This is a genomic window from Pseudomonas sp. GL_117 (genome assembly GCF_057835125.1).
Map to the genome: position 1 here is coordinate 4,463,421 of NZ_CM174418.1, position 15,064 is coordinate 4,478,484.

16 protein-coding genes are annotated in these 15,064 nt (G+C 61.5%); 5 read left to right on the forward strand and 11 right to left on the reverse strand.

The genetic code is table 11. The annotated features are described in order from the left end of the window. The first annotated feature begins 12 nt into the window (after nt 1-12). The gene (locus AC3ISR_RS20215) at nt 13-1,395 is read left to right on the forward strand and encodes a sodium:solute symporter family protein (protein ID WP_192297076.1); all 1,383 of its coding nucleotides are present in this window, start codon (nt 13-15) and stop codon (nt 1,393-1,395) included. A gap of 99 nt (nt 1,396-1,494) precedes the next feature. Here AC3ISR_RS20215 and AC3ISR_RS20220 read toward each other — a convergent pair whose 3' ends face one another. After that, nucleotides 1,495-1,617 carry a PA1414 family protein gene (locus AC3ISR_RS20220; RefSeq protein ID WP_003193089.1) on the reverse strand — a complete coding sequence of 41 codons (123 nt, stop codon included), beginning with the start codon at nt 1,615-1,617 and terminating at the stop codon, nt 1,495-1,497. Nucleotides 1,618-1,759: 142 nt separating this feature from the next. Continuing rightward, nucleotides 1,760-2,653 carry a putrescine utilization regulator PtrR gene (gene ptrR, locus AC3ISR_RS20225; protein WP_192297077.1) on the reverse strand — a complete coding sequence of 298 codons (894 nt, stop codon included), beginning with the start codon at nt 2,651-2,653 and terminating at the stop codon, nt 1,760-1,762. Between the two features lie 102 nt (nt 2,654-2,755). Here ptrR and AC3ISR_RS20230 point away from each other — a divergent pair, with 102 nt between their 5' ends. Further along, entirely contained in the window at nt 2,756-3,952 is a 1,197-nt protein-coding gene (locus AC3ISR_RS20230; RefSeq protein ID WP_463984069.1) for an MFS transporter, read from the forward strand. Here AC3ISR_RS20230 and AC3ISR_RS20235 read toward each other — a convergent pair. From AC3ISR_RS20235 to AC3ISR_RS20245, 3 genes are all read right to left on the reverse strand, one after another. Next, nucleotides 3,864-5,306, reverse strand: a complete 1,443-nt coding sequence (locus AC3ISR_RS20235) for an NCS1 family nucleobase:cation symporter-1 (RefSeq protein WP_192297079.1) — start codon at nt 5,304-5,306, stop codon at nt 3,864-3,866. The genes AC3ISR_RS20230 and AC3ISR_RS20235 overlap by 89 nt on opposite strands. A 198-nt stretch (nt 5,307-5,504) precedes the next feature. Beyond that, complete coding sequence (locus AC3ISR_RS20240) at nt 5,505-5,903, reverse strand: DUF2177 family protein (protein WP_192297080.1); 399 nt, start codon at nt 5,901-5,903, stop codon at nt 5,505-5,507. Nucleotides 5,904-5,992: 89 nt separating this feature from the next. Further along, nucleotides 5,993-6,829 carry a CvfB family protein gene (locus tag AC3ISR_RS20245; RefSeq protein WP_192297081.1) on the reverse strand — a complete coding sequence of 279 codons (837 nt, stop codon included), beginning with the start codon at nt 6,827-6,829 and terminating at the stop codon, nt 5,993-5,995. 322 nt (nt 6,830-7,151) lie between these two features. Here AC3ISR_RS20245 and AC3ISR_RS20250 point away from each other — a divergent pair, with 322 nt between their 5' ends. The 3 genes from AC3ISR_RS20250 (at nt 7,152) to AC3ISR_RS20260 (ending at nt 9,195) form a co-directional block, all read left to right on the forward strand. Continuing rightward, nucleotides 7,152-7,331 carry a hypothetical protein gene (locus tag AC3ISR_RS20250; RefSeq protein WP_017527541.1) on the forward strand — a complete coding sequence of 60 codons (180 nt, stop codon included), beginning with the start codon at nt 7,152-7,154 and terminating at the stop codon, nt 7,329-7,331. 208 nt (nt 7,332-7,539) lie between these two features. Then, nucleotides 7,540-8,262, forward strand: coding sequence for a TorF family putative porin (locus tag AC3ISR_RS20255; RefSeq protein ID WP_192297082.1), 723 nt, complete (start codon nt 7,540-7,542; stop codon nt 8,260-8,262). Between the two features lie 66 nt (nt 8,263-8,328). Further along, the gene (locus AC3ISR_RS20260) at nt 8,329-9,195 is read left to right on the forward strand and encodes a DUF6279 family lipoprotein (RefSeq protein ID WP_192297083.1); all 867 of its coding nucleotides are present in this window, start codon (nt 8,329-8,331) and stop codon (nt 9,193-9,195) included. On the opposite strand, the gene copD is transcribed toward AC3ISR_RS20260, so the two are convergent. From copD to AC3ISR_RS20290, 6 genes are all read right to left on the reverse strand, one after another. After that, on the reverse strand, nt 9,192-10,055 hold the full coding sequence (copD, locus tag AC3ISR_RS20265; protein ID WP_192297084.1) for a copper homeostasis membrane protein CopD: 864 nt from the start codon (nt 10,053-10,055) through the stop codon (nt 9,192-9,194). The genes AC3ISR_RS20260 and copD overlap by 4 nt on opposite strands. Then, nucleotides 10,052-10,438 carry a copper homeostasis periplasmic binding protein CopC gene (gene copC / locus AC3ISR_RS20270; protein WP_192297085.1) on the reverse strand — a complete coding sequence of 129 codons (387 nt, stop codon included), beginning with the start codon at nt 10,436-10,438 and terminating at the stop codon, nt 10,052-10,054. The genes copD and copC overlap by 4 nt, the downstream gene beginning before the upstream one ends. Before the next feature lie 48 nt (nt 10,439-10,486). After that, complete coding sequence (locus tag AC3ISR_RS20275) at nt 10,487-11,290, reverse strand: copper resistance protein B (RefSeq protein ID WP_225595266.1); 804 nt, start codon at nt 11,288-11,290, stop codon at nt 10,487-10,489. 22 nt (nt 11,291-11,312) lie between these two features. Continuing rightward, nucleotides 11,313-13,019, reverse strand: a complete 1,707-nt coding sequence (locus tag AC3ISR_RS20280) for a copper resistance system multicopper oxidase (protein WP_463984068.1) — start codon at nt 13,017-13,019, stop codon at nt 11,313-11,315. Between the two features lie 127 nt (nt 13,020-13,146). Beyond that, entirely contained in the window at nt 13,147-13,536 is a 390-nt protein-coding gene (locus tag AC3ISR_RS20285; RefSeq protein ID WP_192297088.1) for a transcriptional regulator, read from the reverse strand. Between the two features lie 150 nt (nt 13,537-13,686). Continuing rightward, nucleotides 13,687-15,033 carry a DEAD/DEAH box helicase gene (locus AC3ISR_RS20290; RefSeq protein ID WP_135288619.1) on the reverse strand — a complete coding sequence of 449 codons (1,347 nt, stop codon included), beginning with the start codon at nt 15,031-15,033 and terminating at the stop codon, nt 13,687-13,689. Between the last annotated feature and the right edge of the window lie 31 nt (nt 15,034-15,064).

Consider the following 15,064-nt stretch of genomic DNA (forward strand, 5'->3'; position numbering starts at 1 on the left):
AGAATCGCCGTCATGGCTTTGGATTTATTCGTCGTACTCATCTACGCCGCCGGCATGCTCGTGCTCGGCTATTACGGCATGCGTCGCGCCAAGACCCACGAAGACTACCTGGTGGCCGGCCGCAACCTCGGCCCGTCGCTGTACATGGGCACCATGGCCGCCACCGTGTTGGGCGGTGCCTCCACCGTCGGCACCGTGCGCCTGGGCTATGTGCATGGTATTTCCGGCTTCTGGCTGTGCGCCGCATTGGGCATGGGGATCATTGCGCTGAACCTGTTCCTCGCCAAGCCGCTGCTCAAGCTGAAGATCTTCACCGTCACCCAGGTGTTGGAAAAACGCTACAACCCCATGGCCCGCCAAGCGAGCGCGGTGATCATGCTGGCCTACGCGCTGATGATTGGCGTGACCTCGATCCTGGCCATCGGCACCGTGCTGCAAGTGCTGTTCGGCCTGCCGTTCTGGATCTCGGTGCTGCTCGGCGGTGGCGTGGTGGTGGTGTACTCGACCATTGGCGGCATGTGGTCGCTGACCCTCACCGACATCGTGCAGTTCGTGATCAAGACCGTCGGCCTGATGTTTATCCTGCTGCCGATCTGCCTGTACCGCGTCGGCGGCTGGGATGAACTGGTGGCCAAACTGCCCGCGTCCAACTTCAGCTTCACCGCGATTGGCTGGGACACGATCATCACCTACTTCATGATCTACTTTTTCGGCATCCTGATCGGCCAGGACATCTGGCAGCGCGTGTTCACCGCCCGCGACGAAAAGGTCGCCAAGTACGCCGGCACTTTCGCCGGTTTCTACTGCATCCTCTACGGCCTGGCTTGTGCGTTGATCGGCATGGCCGCCCATGTGCTGATCCCGGACCTGGACAACGTGAACAACGCGTTTGCCGCCATCGTCAAAGTCTCGCTGCCCGATGGCATCCGTGGCCTGGTGATCGCTGCGGCACTGGCCGCCATGATGTCCACCGCGAGTGCCGGCTTGCTGGCCGCCTCCACCGTTCTGACCGAAGACCTGCTGCCACGCCTGCGTGGCGGTAAACAGTCGAGCCTGGCGATCAACCGTTTGTTCACGATGCTGACCGGTGTTGCCGTGCTGGGTATCGCGCTGGTGGTGAATGATGTGATCAGCGCGCTGACCCTGGCCTACAACCTGTTGGTGGGCGGTATGTTGATCCCGCTGATCGGGGCGATTTTCTGGAAGCGTGCGACCACCTCCGGCGCGATCACCTCGATGACCCTGGGCTTTGTGACGGCGCTGGTGTTCATGTTCAAGGATGGCCTGGATGCGAACACGCCGATCTACTACAGCCTGGCGATAGGGCTGGTGAGTTTTGTGCTGGTCAGTGTGCTGTCGCGCAAGCCACAGGCAGCAACGGCGCGCGCGGTGTGATGCGCAACCGGTTTTAGAGCGGTTTCTTCAGCGGGCACGACGTCGGATGTCGTGCCCGTTTTTTTTACCTGCAACGGGCGCCTTGTGGTCGACCAGCGTTTATCTGCGACGCGGCCGGCGCTGCTCATCATCCGTGCGGATCGGCACCGGCTGCAGGGGCGGCTCGATCAGGCCCAGTGCAACACCGAGGTCATGGAGCCAGTTTTGAATTTTCTCTTTCATGGTTGCCCCCTTTGAGGGTAATGCGGGTCGGCGGTCAATTCTTTCGCCTCTTCCTACAGGATAGTAGCCATAAGTCCTACGCATTGCTTGTACGAAACCACAACGAACTATTACTGAATTCATCGAAATCCTGACGAATCGCTCAAGCACTTGCGCGTGTGTCTTGCTCGAGCCCGACCTTGCCTTCTTGCTGCAGGTCGATCCATGCATTGAGGTTAGCGCCGAGCATACCCTTTCGCCACATCAGCCAGGTGGTCGCAGTGGCAAAATGCCCTGTCAGCGGATGAACGGACACGCTGTCCTTGCCCGGCAGGCTGTCGAGCATGGATTCGGACATCAGCGCCACCCCCGAACCGGCGATCACACAGGCCAGCATGCCCTGATAGGACTCGATCTCGATTGCCCGCCCCATGGCTACGTGTTCGTGGGAAAACCACGTTTCCAGCCGTGTGCGATAGGCGCAACTACGTCGGAAGGTGAACACCGCACGCCCCGCCACATCCTGCGGCCCACGCACAGGTGGGTGGTCAGCCTCGCAAATCAACACCAAGCGTTCTTCGCACAGGGCCACACCTTCCAGACTCGCGATGGTAATTGGGCCGTCCACAAAGGCGGCATCCAGGCGACCGGTAATCAACCCTTCGAGCAACTCACCGCTGGGCGCCGATTGCACCTGAAGGTTCACCATCGGATACGCCTTGTGATAGCGGGCCAACAGCTTAGGCAAATGCACCGCCGCCGTGCTGTACATGCTGCCCAGCACAAAGTCGCCGGCCGGTTGTCCGCCCTGGACCGCGCCGTGAGCTTCGTCATGCAGCGCGAGCAGACGAGTGCTGTAGTCCAGCAGCACCTTACCCGCAGGAGAAAGTTGCAAGCGCTGGCGTTCTCGCACGAACAGTTCAACGCCGAGTTGCTCCTCCATCTGCTTGAGCCGCGTCGACAGGTTCGACGGCACACGGTGCAGGCGCTCAGCTGCGCGGGTGATGGAGCCCTCCTCTGCCACCGCCTGGAAAATGCGCAATTGACTGAACTCCATACCTTTCTCCAAAACTGAACAAGTTACTCACTATTATTCAATTTTACAGAAAGTCAATGCGCTTTAGGCTGAAGATCACTCGCTAACCCGCAGGAACACAGCATGTCAGCCCGCCCCCGCCTACTCGCCAGCTTTATCGCCTTGATGATAGCCATGGGCATTGGCCGCTTCGCCCTCACCCCACAAATGCCGCACCTGCTGAGTGAGGGGCAGATCGACCTGACCGGCGCCGGCCTGATCGCTGCTGCCAATTACCTGGGCTATTTCGTCGGCGCGGTGGATTCGATCTTCGCCCGCAGCCATCACCACGTACGCGGCCGCCTGTATGGCGGGCTGTGGCTGTGCGTGCTGCTGACACTTGCGTCGTACTGGGCCCACGGTTTCTGGCCGCACGTGTTGTTGCGCTTCGGCACCGGCGTTGCGAGCGCCTGGGCGCTGGTGATGATCACCAGCCTGAGCCAACCCCTGGCGCTTGCCGCTGGCCAGCCGCGCCTGGGGGCGTTGGTATTTGCCGGTCCGGGATTGGGGATCTTGCTGACGGGCTTGCTGGCACTGGTCTCGAACCTGCTGGGACAGGATAGCGCCACCTTGTGGCTGGTGTATGGGGCCGTGGCGCTGGTGATGTTGCTCGCCGTGCTGCCCTACCTGCCCCGGCCGACAGCCAACTCTGCACCCACTGCCAGTGCTGGCCGCAACCAGAGCATCGCCCACTTGGGCTGGATCTACTTTCTGTTCGGCTTGGGCTACATCATCCCGGCGACCTTTCTGTCACAGATGGCCAGTGCGCAGTTCAGCGGCGCCTGGCAGGCCGATCTGTTCTGGCCGTGTTTCGGCCTGGCAGCAGCGCTAGGCGTGGTTGTCGCCAGCCTGCGCCGCAAGGACCCGAACACCACGCGGCGCTGGCTGATGACCACGCTGTGGCTACAGGGTGCCGGTGTGTTCGCCTGCTTGCTGGGCAATGGCTGGGGGCTGGCGCTGGGCGTGTCGCTGTGTGGTGCACCGTTCCTGGCGTGTATGCAATTGGTAATGGCGCGCTTGAGAGAAATCGCGCCCCACGACTACCAGCGCAGCACCGGTTTGCTGACTGCCAGCTTTGCCACGGGCCAGTTGAGCGGGCCGTTGCTGGCTTCAGTGAGCAGTCATCTGAGCGGCGGCCTGCACCCGGCGTTGGTGATCGCCGGATGCGGCCTGCTGGTGGCAGGTGCGCTGCTCAGCCGGCAACCAGGGGCACAGGCACACGAAGCTGTTCACGACGCGCCAGCACCAGGAAGAACAGCCCACCCAGGAAGCACCCGGTGAACCAGGCGAAATTGGCCATGCCTTGCAACGCCGGGGTGAAGGTGATCGCGACACCGACCAATGTCGCCGGCACCAGCGCCTTGACCGCCGTCCAGTTCACGCCGCCATCGAAGTAATAACGACCGCCTGGGCTGTCGTCGAACAGCGCATCCACGTCGATCTGCTGCTTTTTGATCAGGTAGAAGTCCACCAGCAGGATGCCGAACAACGGCCCGATAAACGCAGCGAGGATGTCCAGGGTGTAGTGGATCATCAGCGGGTTGTTGAACAGGTTCCACGGGGTAATGAAGATCGATGCCACGGCGGCGATCATGCCACCGGCGCGCCAGCTGATTTTGCTCGGCGCGACGTTGGCGAAATCGAACGCAGGGGAAACAAAATTGGCAACAATATTGATACCGATGGTGGCGGTCACAAAGGCAAAGGCGCCGAGCAGCACGGCCATGCTGTTATCGATGCGCGACACAGTGGCAATCGGGTCGTGGAGCATTTCACCGAACACCGGCAAAGTGCCCGAGACGATCACCACGGTGACCAGCGAGAACGCCAGGAAATTTACCGGCAGCCCCCAGAAATTGCCGCGTCGCACGTCGTGCATGCTGCGGCAGTAGCGACTGAAATCGCCGAAGTTCAACGTCGGGCCGGAGAAGTACGACACCACCAACGCCGTTGCCACGATCACCTGACCAAACGCCTGCCAGCCCGACAGGGATTTTTCCGATAGGGTGAAGCTGATATTCGCCCAGCCCGCCTTCCACACGATCCACCCCGCCAGGGCAAACATCACCGCATACACCACCGGCCCGGCCCAATCGATAAAGCGGCGGATGGACTCCATGCCGGCCCAGAACACCGCCGCTTGCAGCACCCACAAGCTTAGGAAACCAAACCAGCCGAGGTAGGACAGGCCCGCAAAATGCGGCTCTGCATACACCGCCATTTGTGGGAAAAAGCGCAGCACCACGATGATCAGGGCGCTGGAAGCCAGATAGGTCTGAATCCCGTACCAGGCCACGGCAATCAAGCCACGAATCACCGCAGGAATATTCGCGCCAAACACCCCAAAGGCCAGTCGGCAAATTACCGGGTACGGTACGGCGGCTTGCTGGCTCGGCTTGGCCACCAGGTTGGCGATCAACTGCACGATGCCGATACCGGCGAGCAAGGCGATCAATACCTGCCAACTGGCTAGCCCCAGGGCGAACAGGCTGGCGGCGAACACATAGCCGCCGACGCTGTGCACGTCGCTCATCCAGAACGCGAAAATGTTGTACCAGGTCCACTTCTGCGGCAGTGGGCCCAGGTCCTGGTTGTACAGGCGCGGGCTGTAGCCTTTGGGCAATTGTTCGGTCATCGCTGGGCTCCTCGTAATACCGGCCTGCGCTGCCGTAGCACTGTGCATACGGTAGGCGGCATGGTTTGTATACGAAGCAGTCAGCAGAATGCGTGCCAATGGCACACAATCCCCAGCGAATCACGCCCCAAACAGCTTGACCAATGATGGGATGCGGGGACTTCGCTCAGCAACGGTGCACAAAAATCCTGTACACAATCACTGGCGCACCCGATCTGCACACAAATACCCAAGCGTGCAGCATGCCGCCGTCAGGCAGGTGCCCCAGGCCATGTCCATCAGCGCCAGCCCGCCAGACCAGCCGTGCAGCGTGGCCCAGTTGCTCAGGTCATAAGTGCCGTAGGCGACCAGGCCCAACAAGGCCCCCAGACGCGCCGCACGCTGCCAACTCGCGCTGGGCAAGACGACAAACACCACGCAGCCGAGGACATACAGGAGATAGAAGAGTACTGCGGGCACTAACCGTGGCTGATCAAGCATCAGCGGGCCCAGCAGGGATTTGTAGGTCGGGCCCATGAGGACGCCGAGCCAGAGACCGTCAAGCACCAGGAACGCGAGCAAGGTGCCGAGGTAGGCGAATACTGATTTTTTGGACATGACACACCTCTGGCAGAAGACAGCCTGTCGTGGCGAGGCCACCACCTCCCTCGCCACCACAAGCCCTTTCATACAAAGAGGAACGTCGATCAGCTTAGTTCAATGCGATCCGCATGAATCACGATCTGGCCCTGCTTGTAGAGGGCACCAATAGCCTTCTTGAAGTTGCCCTTGCTCACGCCGAACAAGTTGCTGATCACCGCCGGGTCGCTTTTGTCGCTGACCGGCAAGGTGCCGTTGTTTTCACGCAACTTGGCGAGGATCTTGGAGTTCAGGCTGGAGGCCGCTTCCTGGCCCACCGGCTGCAGGCTCAGGCTGATGTTGCCATCGGCGCGGATCTCTTTGATAAAGCCTTTTTCTTCCTTGCCCGGACGCAGGAACTTGAACACTTCGTTCTTGTGGATCAGGCCCCAGTGCTTGTTGTTGATGATCGCCTTGAAGCCCATGTCGGTGGCTTCGGCCACCAGCAGATTGACTTCCTGGCCCACCTCGTAGTTGGCCGGCGTCTTGTCCAGGTAGCGATCCAGGCGTGCAGTGGCGGTGATGCGCTTGGTGTGTTTGTCGAGGTAGACGTGCACCACGCAATATTCACCGGCGGTCATCTGGCGCTTTTCTTCCGAATACGGCAGCAACAGATCCTTGGGCAGACCCCAATCGAGGAAGACGCCGATACTGTTGACTTCGACGACTTTCAAACTGGCAAATTCGCCCACTTGAACTTTCGGTTTTTCAGTGGTGGCGATAAGTTTGTCATCGCTGTCCAGATAAATGAAAACGTTCAGCCAATCTTCATCTTCACTGGGAATATCTTTGGGGATATACCGATTAGGCAAGAGGATTTCACCGTCTTGCGCACCATCCAGGTACAAACCAAAGTTAGTGTGTTTAACCACTTGCAAGCTGTTGTAGCGCCCGACTAAAGCCATTTCCAATACCCTCGTTACGTGGGCGGCATTCTACCCGAGTTGTGCCCGCCACGCGCGCGCGCCTGAAAAATCGAGGGCTGGCGTGGCGCGGTGGTGGCAGCGCCCCGCTCGTCTGATCATTGCGCTGAATTTCACTGGTGCACATGCCACTCACCACCCAATGGTTTCGAGTTAAAACAGTAAGTTAGGGGCTTATTTCAAGGATAAACTTTGCTTATTTCCTGGCGCAGCACTTATTCCCGGAGGATATTTACCAAGCAATTGTCAAGTATTTCCTGTACGATGCCTGGCCAAGTTAATTTTCTACAGGTTAGTGGCCGCCATGCGTGTAAAAGCATCCAACAGCAAAGCAAAGCCAGCTCCCGCCGTTGAAACCAGCGAATCGATCAACAACCAGATTGCTGCATTCCTCAAGTCCGGTGGCGAAATCCAGCAAATTGCCAAGGGCGTGAGCGGCCAGACTTTCGGCCCGTCCAAGCAGATCAGCCTGGGTAAAAAGTAATACCGCGCAACACACCTGGTCCCTAAGCGCCTTGCCATCAAGGCGCTAGGACTAGAGCCCGAAGCACCCTCCCGACACATCCAACATTGCGTCAATCGACGAACGGGGCTCAACCCCGCGCATTCGCCGGTATGCTTGCACACGTCTAGCACGGGCATCTGCCCGATTTTCCCCCGGTTACTGCTCCTCGCTTTTCATGGAGTGAAGCATGTTCAAAGCGTGCATTTTCCTGCTCACTGCCCTGGCAGCCAGCCCCCTCGCCCAAGCGCAGATCTTTCAGCGCGAATTGGGCGACTTCGACCTGAAATTGGGCACCACACCCAGCCGCAGCATGGCCCAAGGCCTGGTCAAACCGACGTCTCCGGGCAGCGACTCATTCCACGGCGGCCTCGACCTGAGCCACGACAGCGGCCTGTACTTCGGCCAATTCTCCCCCAGCATGGGCCTGTCGCCGGACAGCACCCTCGAAGTCGACTCCTACATGGGCTTCAAGCACCCGTTCGACCAGACCCTGGGCTACGAAGTCGGCCTGATCCACTACAGCTATCCCAAGCTAAGCCCTCTCGACAGCCAAGAGTTCTACGGCGGCCTGAACCTGCTGGGCAATCGCTTCGGCGCCTCCTTCAGCAACGACCCGGACCGCCAGGACAGCACCCTGTTCGCCGACCTCAGTGGCACCCAACCGTTCGGCATCGGCGTCAGCCTGAAATACACCACTCATCAGTTGGGCACCCCGGCCTCCGTCGACGGTGGCTCCATCAGCAGCTTCAGTGATTGGTCGGTGCAATTCTCCCGACAGTGGATGGGCGTTGACCTGAACCTGATCTACAGCGACTCCAGCCTCAGCGGCAGCAATTGCTCGGCCTACTCCGGACACAACTCGCAATGCGATGGCCTGTTGACGTTGAAGGCAGTGCGGTCGTTTTATTGATGGGCTGAACTGTTGCATCCCATGCGGGTTCACATACCTCAATCCCTCGCGCGAAAGGACCCGCCCATGCTGCAACGGCTCAAACTCCTGACGGTGCTGCTGACCCTAAGCCTGGTGCTGGCCGGCTGCAATCGCGTCGGCCTGGCCTACCGCAACCTCGATGTGATCATCCCCTGGACCCTCAACGACTACCTGGACATGAATGCCGGGCAGAAGAGCTGGTTCAACGACACCCTCAAGGAACACCTGGCCTGGCACTGCAGCACACAACTGCCGGGCTACCTCGACTGGCTCGACCGCCTGCAACAGATGGCCGACAACCATCAGGTCAGCGATGCCGCGCTGCAAGCGCGAACCGCCGAAGCCAAGCAGGCCATCACTCAAATCGCGCGGCAGATCACCCCGTCGGCCATCGAGTTGCTGCAAGGCCTGGACGACCAGCAGGTGCGGGACATGAACGCGGCCCTGGCCAAGGACCTGCGCAAACGCCAGGACGAGTACCTCAAACCGCCACTGGCCGAGCAAATCAAGGACCGTGCCGAGCGCATGAACAAACGCCTGGATGCCTGGATCGGCCCGCTCAGTGCCAGCCAGCAGGCGCGCGTCAGCGCCTGGTCCAGCGCGCTGGGCGAACAGAACCAGGCCTGGATCGGCAACCGCGCCCAGTGGCAGGCGCAGTTCAGCGCCGCCGTGAGGCAACGCCACAGCGCCGGCTTCGCGCCGAAGATCGAGCAACTACTGGTGGACCGCGAAAGCCTGTGGACCCCGCAATACAGTGCCGCTTACGCACAAACGGAGGCCGAGGCCCGCAGCCTGATTGTCGACGTGATGGCCGAGACCACGGTGCAACAACGCCAGAAACTCATACAGAAAATCGCCAAGGTGCGCAGCGACTTGCAGGCACTCAAATGCCTGCAAAGCGCAAAAGGTTAATCCGGCGCCAAGGTGCCCAGCCAGGCGACCAACCCGAGGATCAACACCACGGCGCCAAACTCCACCGCGATGCTGCGGCGCAATGCCCGGGTCGCCGTCGCGTTGTCGCCTGAGGCCAGGGACCGCTGCAACCATGGCGTCAGATGAAAGCGATTGAGCGCCGCCAATCCCAGCATCAAACCGAACACCGCCAACTTGAGGCCCAACAACAGTGCATAAAGCCCTTCGCTGAGCCCGTCCGGATTCAGCCCGACCACCAGCAGGTAATTGGTCACGCCCGTCACGATCAGCACCGCGACAAACCCCATGCCGACCCGCTCGAAGCCCACCAACGCCTGCGCCAACGCCTCGACATGCGGTGCGCCGGGTAACGACGGGCGCATCAACAACAGCCCGAACGCAGCCAGCGCCCCGACCCAACCCGCCGCCGCCAGCAAATGCGCAATGTCGCTGACCAGATGCCACACCCCCAGCGCGCCCTCGTGCATCACCCCATGCCCAGCCCATGCCAGCGTCACCAGTGCGACGCCGCCGCACAACGTGGCCAGCCGGGGGCTGAGCAGCACCACGACCAGCGCCACAAGACGCAGGCACCACGTCCATCCCAGTTCGGTGTGCGCCAGCATCATCTGCACATGCGGCCACAGCGTTTGCCAGTCCTCGGCACCACTCATGGCTTGGGTCATGGACACCATCGACAGCACCGACAGCAGCACTCCCAGGCTCGCCATCCACCGCAGCAGCCGCCTCACATCCAACCGGCAGTGCCTTGCGTAGAGGCCAAACAAACCCAGGCCAAACACCAGCATCAAGTCCAGGTACAGCACAAACCGCAACAACACCGGGATCATTTCACTCATGGCTGGACGCTGAACACCACGTTGCCGAGGATCGGATGCGTATCCGACGACACCGCACGCCAGTCCACCCGGTAGGTGCCGGGCGCCAACAGCGAAGCGGGCTTGATCAACATCACCTTCGGGTCGCTACTGGCCGCGACACTGGCTTTGACCGGCATCGGCGCATGGGTCATGCCGGGCATTGCAGTCATGCTCAGCTTGGCCCCGGAAAACTGCGTCAGCAGGTTTTCCGAGAAGTGCAGCTCAATCACCGCCGGCGCCGCGCCCTGGGCACCGTCCGCGGGGATGGAGGACAACAGTTTAGGGTGCGCCGAGAGCGTAAAACTGGCGCCCCATCCGACCGACAGCACAGCGCCCACCAACAGCGTTTTCAACATCGACATGCAAGGCTCCAAGCCGCTCATGGCGGCAAGTTATAAGAAGAGTGAACGTCAGAACCACAGGCGCACGCCGACTACCCAGCGCAGTTGGCTGACGTCCTCGCCGTCTTCCCGGGTGTATTGCGCGGTCTGGCCATAGCGGCGGTTCCAGGTGACGCCCACGTAGGGCGCGAATTCACGTCGCACTTCGTAGCGCAGCCTCAGGCCCAGCTCGCTGTCCGACAGCCCCGAGCCGACACCGCGCTGCGGATCGTTGCGTCCATACAGATTGAGTTCGGCGGTGGGCTGCAGAATCAGCCGGTTGCTCAGCAGAATGTCGTAGTCACCTTCCAGGCGTGCGGCGGTGTGGCCGGATTCACCGACAAACAGCGTCGCTTCGGCCTCGAAGCCGTACAGCGCCATGCCCTGCACGCCAAAGGCGGCCCAGGTTTGGCCGTCGCCGGGTTTGAAATCCTGGCGTACGCCGCCGACCAAGTCCCACCATGGGTTGATGGCATGCCCCCACAGGGCCTGGGCCTCGGCACTTTCCGTGCGCCCGGCACTGCGCTCACCCTCGCTACGCAACCACAGGCGGTCGATGTCACCGCCGACCCAACCCTTGATGTCCCAGTTCAGAACACCGTCACCCTCGCCGCCCTGCCATTCCAACTGGTTGACCAGCAACATCGAATGCACGGCGCTGTCGTGCACCATATGCCCGCCCGGCACGTTGTACACCGCCGCGCGGTCTGCGTCGGTCAACGGCGGGATCGGCGTGCGGCTCTCGGTGAGAGCCGGGGAGGCAGGGCTCATGCCCTGAAACTCGTCCGCCAACGCCAGCGGGCCAAACGTCAGTGCGATGAACCCAGAGGCCATCCAGGCACTTCTATTCACATGCTTATTCATGCACGCGCACCTCACGAAACATGCCCATCTCCATGTGGTACAGCAGGTGGCAGTGATAAGCCCATCGGCCCAGCGCATCTGCCGTCACGCGGTAGCTGCGCCGCGACCCCGGCGGCATGTCGATGGTGTGTTTGCGCACCTGGAACTGGCCGTTCTCGTCCTCCAGGTCGCTCCACAGGCCGTGCAGGTGGATCGGATGGCTCATCATGGTGTCGTTGACCAACACCAGCCGCACCCGCTCGCCGTAGGTCAATGCCAGAGGCTCGGCATCGGAAAATTTCACGCCATTGAACGACCAGGCGAACTTCTCCATGTGCCCGGTCAGATGCAACTCGATCGTGCGGCTGGGATCGCGGCCGTCGGGGTCTTCGAAGGTGCTGCGCAGGTCGGCGTAGGTCAGCACGCGCCGGCCGTTGTTGCGCAGGCCGATGCCGGGGTCGTCGAGCTTGGGCAGCGGGTTCATGGCCTGCATGTCCACCAGCGGGTTATTGCGTTCGCTGGCCGGGTGGCTCTGCATCGCCATGGCACTGTGGTCCATGCCGGCCATCTGCGGCATATCGGCCATGGCGCCGTGGTCCATGCCACCCATGCCCATGTCGTCCATGGTGATCCAGGGGCGCGGCTCCAGCGTCGGCACTGGCGCCGTGGCGCCAGCCTGGCGGGCCAGCGTGCCGCGGGCGAAACCGCTGCGGTCCATCGACTGCGCAAACACCGTGTAAGCCTGCGCCGTAGGCTCGACCAGTACGTCGAACGTCTCGGCGACGGCAATGCGAAACTCATCGACCCTGACCGGCGTCACCGGTTGGCCATCGGCGGCAATCACGGTCATTTTCAGCCCTGGGATGCGCACATCGAAGTAGCTCATGGCCGAGCCGTTGATAAAGCGCAGGCGAACCGTCTCGCCCGCCTCGAACAACCCGGTCCAGTTGCGCTCGGGCGGCTGGCCATTGAGCAGGTAGGTGTAGGTCTCGCCGCTGACATCGGCCAGGTCCGTGGGGTTCATCTTCATCTGCGCCCACATCAGGCGGTCGGCGGCCGTGGCTTTCCAGCCCTGCGCCCCCACATCGCGGACAAAATCGCTGACGGTGGGTTTGTGCAGGTTGTAGTAATCGGACTGCTTCTTGAGGGTTTTCATCAGGGCGACGGGATCTTCGTCGGTCCAATCCGAGAGCATCACCACATAGTCACGCTGCACCGTGAACGGCTCGGGTTCACGGGGATCGATCACCAGCGGGCCATACACGCCCTGCTGTTCCTGAAACCCGGAATGGCTGTGATACCAGTAGGTGCCGTGCTGCTTGAGGGTGAACTGGTAGACAAACACCCCGCCCGGCTCGATGCCCTTGAAGCTCAGGCCAGGCACGCCGTCCATGGTCGAGGGCAGCAGGATGCCGTGCCAGTGGATCGAGGTCGGCTCGGCCAGGCGGTTTTTCACGCGCAGGGTCACGGTGTCGCCTTCGCGCCAGCGCAGCAACGGGCCGGGCAGGCTGCCATTGATGGTCAGCGCGGTGCGGTTGCGGCCGGTGAGGTTGACCGGGGTCTGGTCGATGAACAACTCAAACTCGGTGCCTGCCAGCACAGTAGGCTGGCCGGGACTGGTGAGGGCCCAGACCGGGCTGCGCCAGAGCCCGAGCCCGCCAAGCAAGCCGCCGGCGGCGAGGCCTTTGACAAAGGTGCGTCGTGAGGGGGTGAAGTGCATGCCGATTCAAGTCCGTCAGTTGAATGGCCGCAGATTAGGCAGGGATGGCTGTCAGCCACCTTAGCGCCAGATTACTGATCTGACAGGTTCGCCCGGCGCCGCAGCGGGCGCCGGGACGTGAAGGGCCTCAGGCGATCTGGGCTTTTGCGGCCACCTCGGCAAATGTCGCAGGGTCCAGCGCGTCGGCCTGCTCATCCAGCACCTGGCGCGGGTGGTCGTTGCCCGGGATCGAGCTGTCGATCAGCGCCAGCAATTGGGCACCCAGCGGGGTGAGAATGAAGTTCTCGCCGTTGCCGCCCTCCTCCTCAGGACGCGATTCAATAAAGCCGCGCTTGAACAACAGCGCTTCATAATCCGCAGCAGTCTTTTTCAACGCATCCAGATTGCCGGTGGACTCGCCTGCCGTAGCCTTCTCGGCGGCCTCTTGTTCAGCGTATTTGCGCGGCGCGAAGCTGCCTTCGCCGTTCTGTACTTCATGCAACAGGCGTTCGATCAGATCCCAGTTGTAAGTCGTCATCCCTATTCCTCCTGCAGGCCGACGGAAAAGTGGCCCGATACGCGGTGGACAGGCCTCGCTAGGCGCCGTTCAGTCCAGCCGACGAAGCTGCATAACCGGCGGACATAAAAAAACCGGACAATCGTCCGGTTCTTTCACCTCACCCCTGCCTTACTCGGCAGCCGGTGCTTCTGGCTTGCGGCGCTTGAGCGGCGCCATGCCGTCCTTGCTGACGAGCGACAGGTTGTCGGTCTTCGGCCGGTTGGCGATCTTGCGCTTGGTCGGCGACTTGGCACCGGTTTTCTTTTTGTCACCCTTGGCGTCGGTCTTTTTCTTCTTCACGCCAACGGCCTTGCCCGACGCCTTGACCTTCTTCGGCCCGGTGTAGGTGCCTTTGACTTCCTTGATGGTGCGGCGCTCGAACGACTGCTTGAGGTAGCGTTCGATGCTCGACATCAGGTTCCAGTCGCCGTGGCAGATCAGCGAGATGGCCAGGCCATCGTTGCCGGCACGCCCGGTACGGCCGATACGGTGCACGTATTCGTCGCCGCTGCGGGGCATGTCGAAGTTGATCACCAGGTCCAGGCCATCCACGTCGAGGCCACGGGCAGCAACGTCGGTGGCCACGAGGATCTTCACGCCGCCGGCCTTGAGGCGGTCGATGGCCAGCTTGCGGTCCTTCTGGTCTTTCTCGCCGTGCAGCACGAACGCCTTGTAATCCTGGGCAACCAGGCGACCGTAGATGCGGTCGGCGGCAGCGCGGGTGTTGGTGAACACGATGGCCTTCTGATAGGTCTCGTTGGCCAACAGCCAGTTGAGGATCTGCTCTTTGTGCACGTTGTGGTCGGCGGTGACGATCTGCTGGCGCGTAGTCGCGTTCAGGTCGCTGACGTTGTTGACCTGCAAGTGCTCAGGGTTGTTCAGCACCTTGGCGACCATGTCGCGCAGGGTCGAACCGCCGGTGGTGGCGGAGAACAGCATGGTCTGCTGGCGGTTGACGCACTCGCCCACCAGACGCTGCACGTCGTCGGCAAAGCCCATGTCGAGCATGCGGTCGGCTTCGTCCAGCACCAGTACTTCGACTTCCTTGAGGTCAAGGTTGCCGGCGTTGAGTTGCTCGATCATGCGGCCCGGGGTGCCGATCAGGATGTCCGGCACCTTGCGCAGCATGGCGGCCTGCACCTTGAAGTCTTCGCCGCCGGTAATGATGCCGGACTTGATGAAGGTGAACTGCGAGAAGCGCTCCACTTCCTTCAGGGTCTGCTGGGCCAACTCGCGGGTCGGCAGCAGGATCAGGGTCTTGATGCTCACGCGGACCTTGGCCGGGCCGATCAGGCGGTTCAGCACCGGCAGGACAAAAGCCGCGGTCTTGCCGCTGCCGGTTTGAGCTGTCACCCGCAGGTCACGCCCTTCGAGCGCGAGCGGGATGGCCGCTGCTTGCACAGGCGTTGGCTCGACAAATTTAAGCTCGGCCACGGCTTTGAGCAGGCGTTCGTGCAGGGCGAATTGGGAAAACACGGGTGCTACCTCGAAGAAATACAAAATATCA

Excerpts from the sequence above, each read along its gene's own strand:
- AC3ISR_RS20215 (WP_192297076.1), top strand. The coding sequence starts at position 13 with ATGGCTTTGGATTTATTCGTCGTACTCATCTACGCCGCCGGCATGCTC.
- AC3ISR_RS20220 (WP_003193089.1), bottom strand. The coding sequence starts at position 1,617 with ATGAAAGAGAAAATTCAAAACTGGCTCCATGACCTCGGTGTTGCACTG.
- ptrR (WP_192297077.1), bottom strand. The coding sequence starts at position 2,653 with ATGGAGTTCAGTCAATTGCGCATTTTCCAGGCGGTGGCAGAGGAGGGC.
- AC3ISR_RS20230 (WP_463984069.1), top strand. The coding sequence starts at position 2,756 with ATGTCAGCCCGCCCCCGCCTACTCGCCAGCTTTATCGCCTTGATGATA.
- AC3ISR_RS20235 (WP_192297079.1), bottom strand. The coding sequence starts at position 5,306 with ATGACCGAACAATTGCCCAAAGGCTACAGCCCGCGCCTGTACAACCAG.
- AC3ISR_RS20240 (WP_192297080.1), bottom strand. The coding sequence starts at position 5,903 with ATGTCCAAAAAATCAGTATTCGCCTACCTCGGCACCTTGCTCGCGTTC.
- AC3ISR_RS20245 (WP_192297081.1), bottom strand. The coding sequence starts at position 6,829 with ATGGCTTTAGTCGGGCGCTACAACAGCTTGCAAGTGGTTAAACACACT.
- AC3ISR_RS20250 (WP_017527541.1), top strand. The coding sequence starts at position 7,152 with ATGCGTGTAAAAGCATCCAACAGCAAAGCAAAGCCAGCTCCCGCCGTT.
- AC3ISR_RS20255 (WP_192297082.1), top strand. The coding sequence starts at position 7,540 with ATGTTCAAAGCGTGCATTTTCCTGCTCACTGCCCTGGCAGCCAGCCCC.
- AC3ISR_RS20260 (WP_192297083.1), top strand. The coding sequence starts at position 8,329 with ATGCTGCAACGGCTCAAACTCCTGACGGTGCTGCTGACCCTAAGCCTG.
- copD (WP_192297084.1), bottom strand. The coding sequence starts at position 10,055 with ATGAGTGAAATGATCCCGGTGTTGTTGCGGTTTGTGCTGTACCTGGAC.
- copC (WP_192297085.1), bottom strand. The coding sequence starts at position 10,438 with ATGTCGATGTTGAAAACGCTGTTGGTGGGCGCTGTGCTGTCGGTCGGA.
- AC3ISR_RS20275 (WP_225595266.1), bottom strand. The coding sequence starts at position 11,290 with ATGGCCTCTGGGTTCATCGCACTGACGTTTGGCCCGCTGGCGTTGGCG.
- AC3ISR_RS20280 (WP_463984068.1), bottom strand. The coding sequence starts at position 13,019 with ATGCACTTCACCCCCTCACGACGCACCTTTGTCAAAGGCCTCGCCGCC.
- AC3ISR_RS20285 (WP_192297088.1), bottom strand. The coding sequence starts at position 13,536 with ATGACGACTTACAACTGGGATCTGATCGAACGCCTGTTGCATGAAGTA.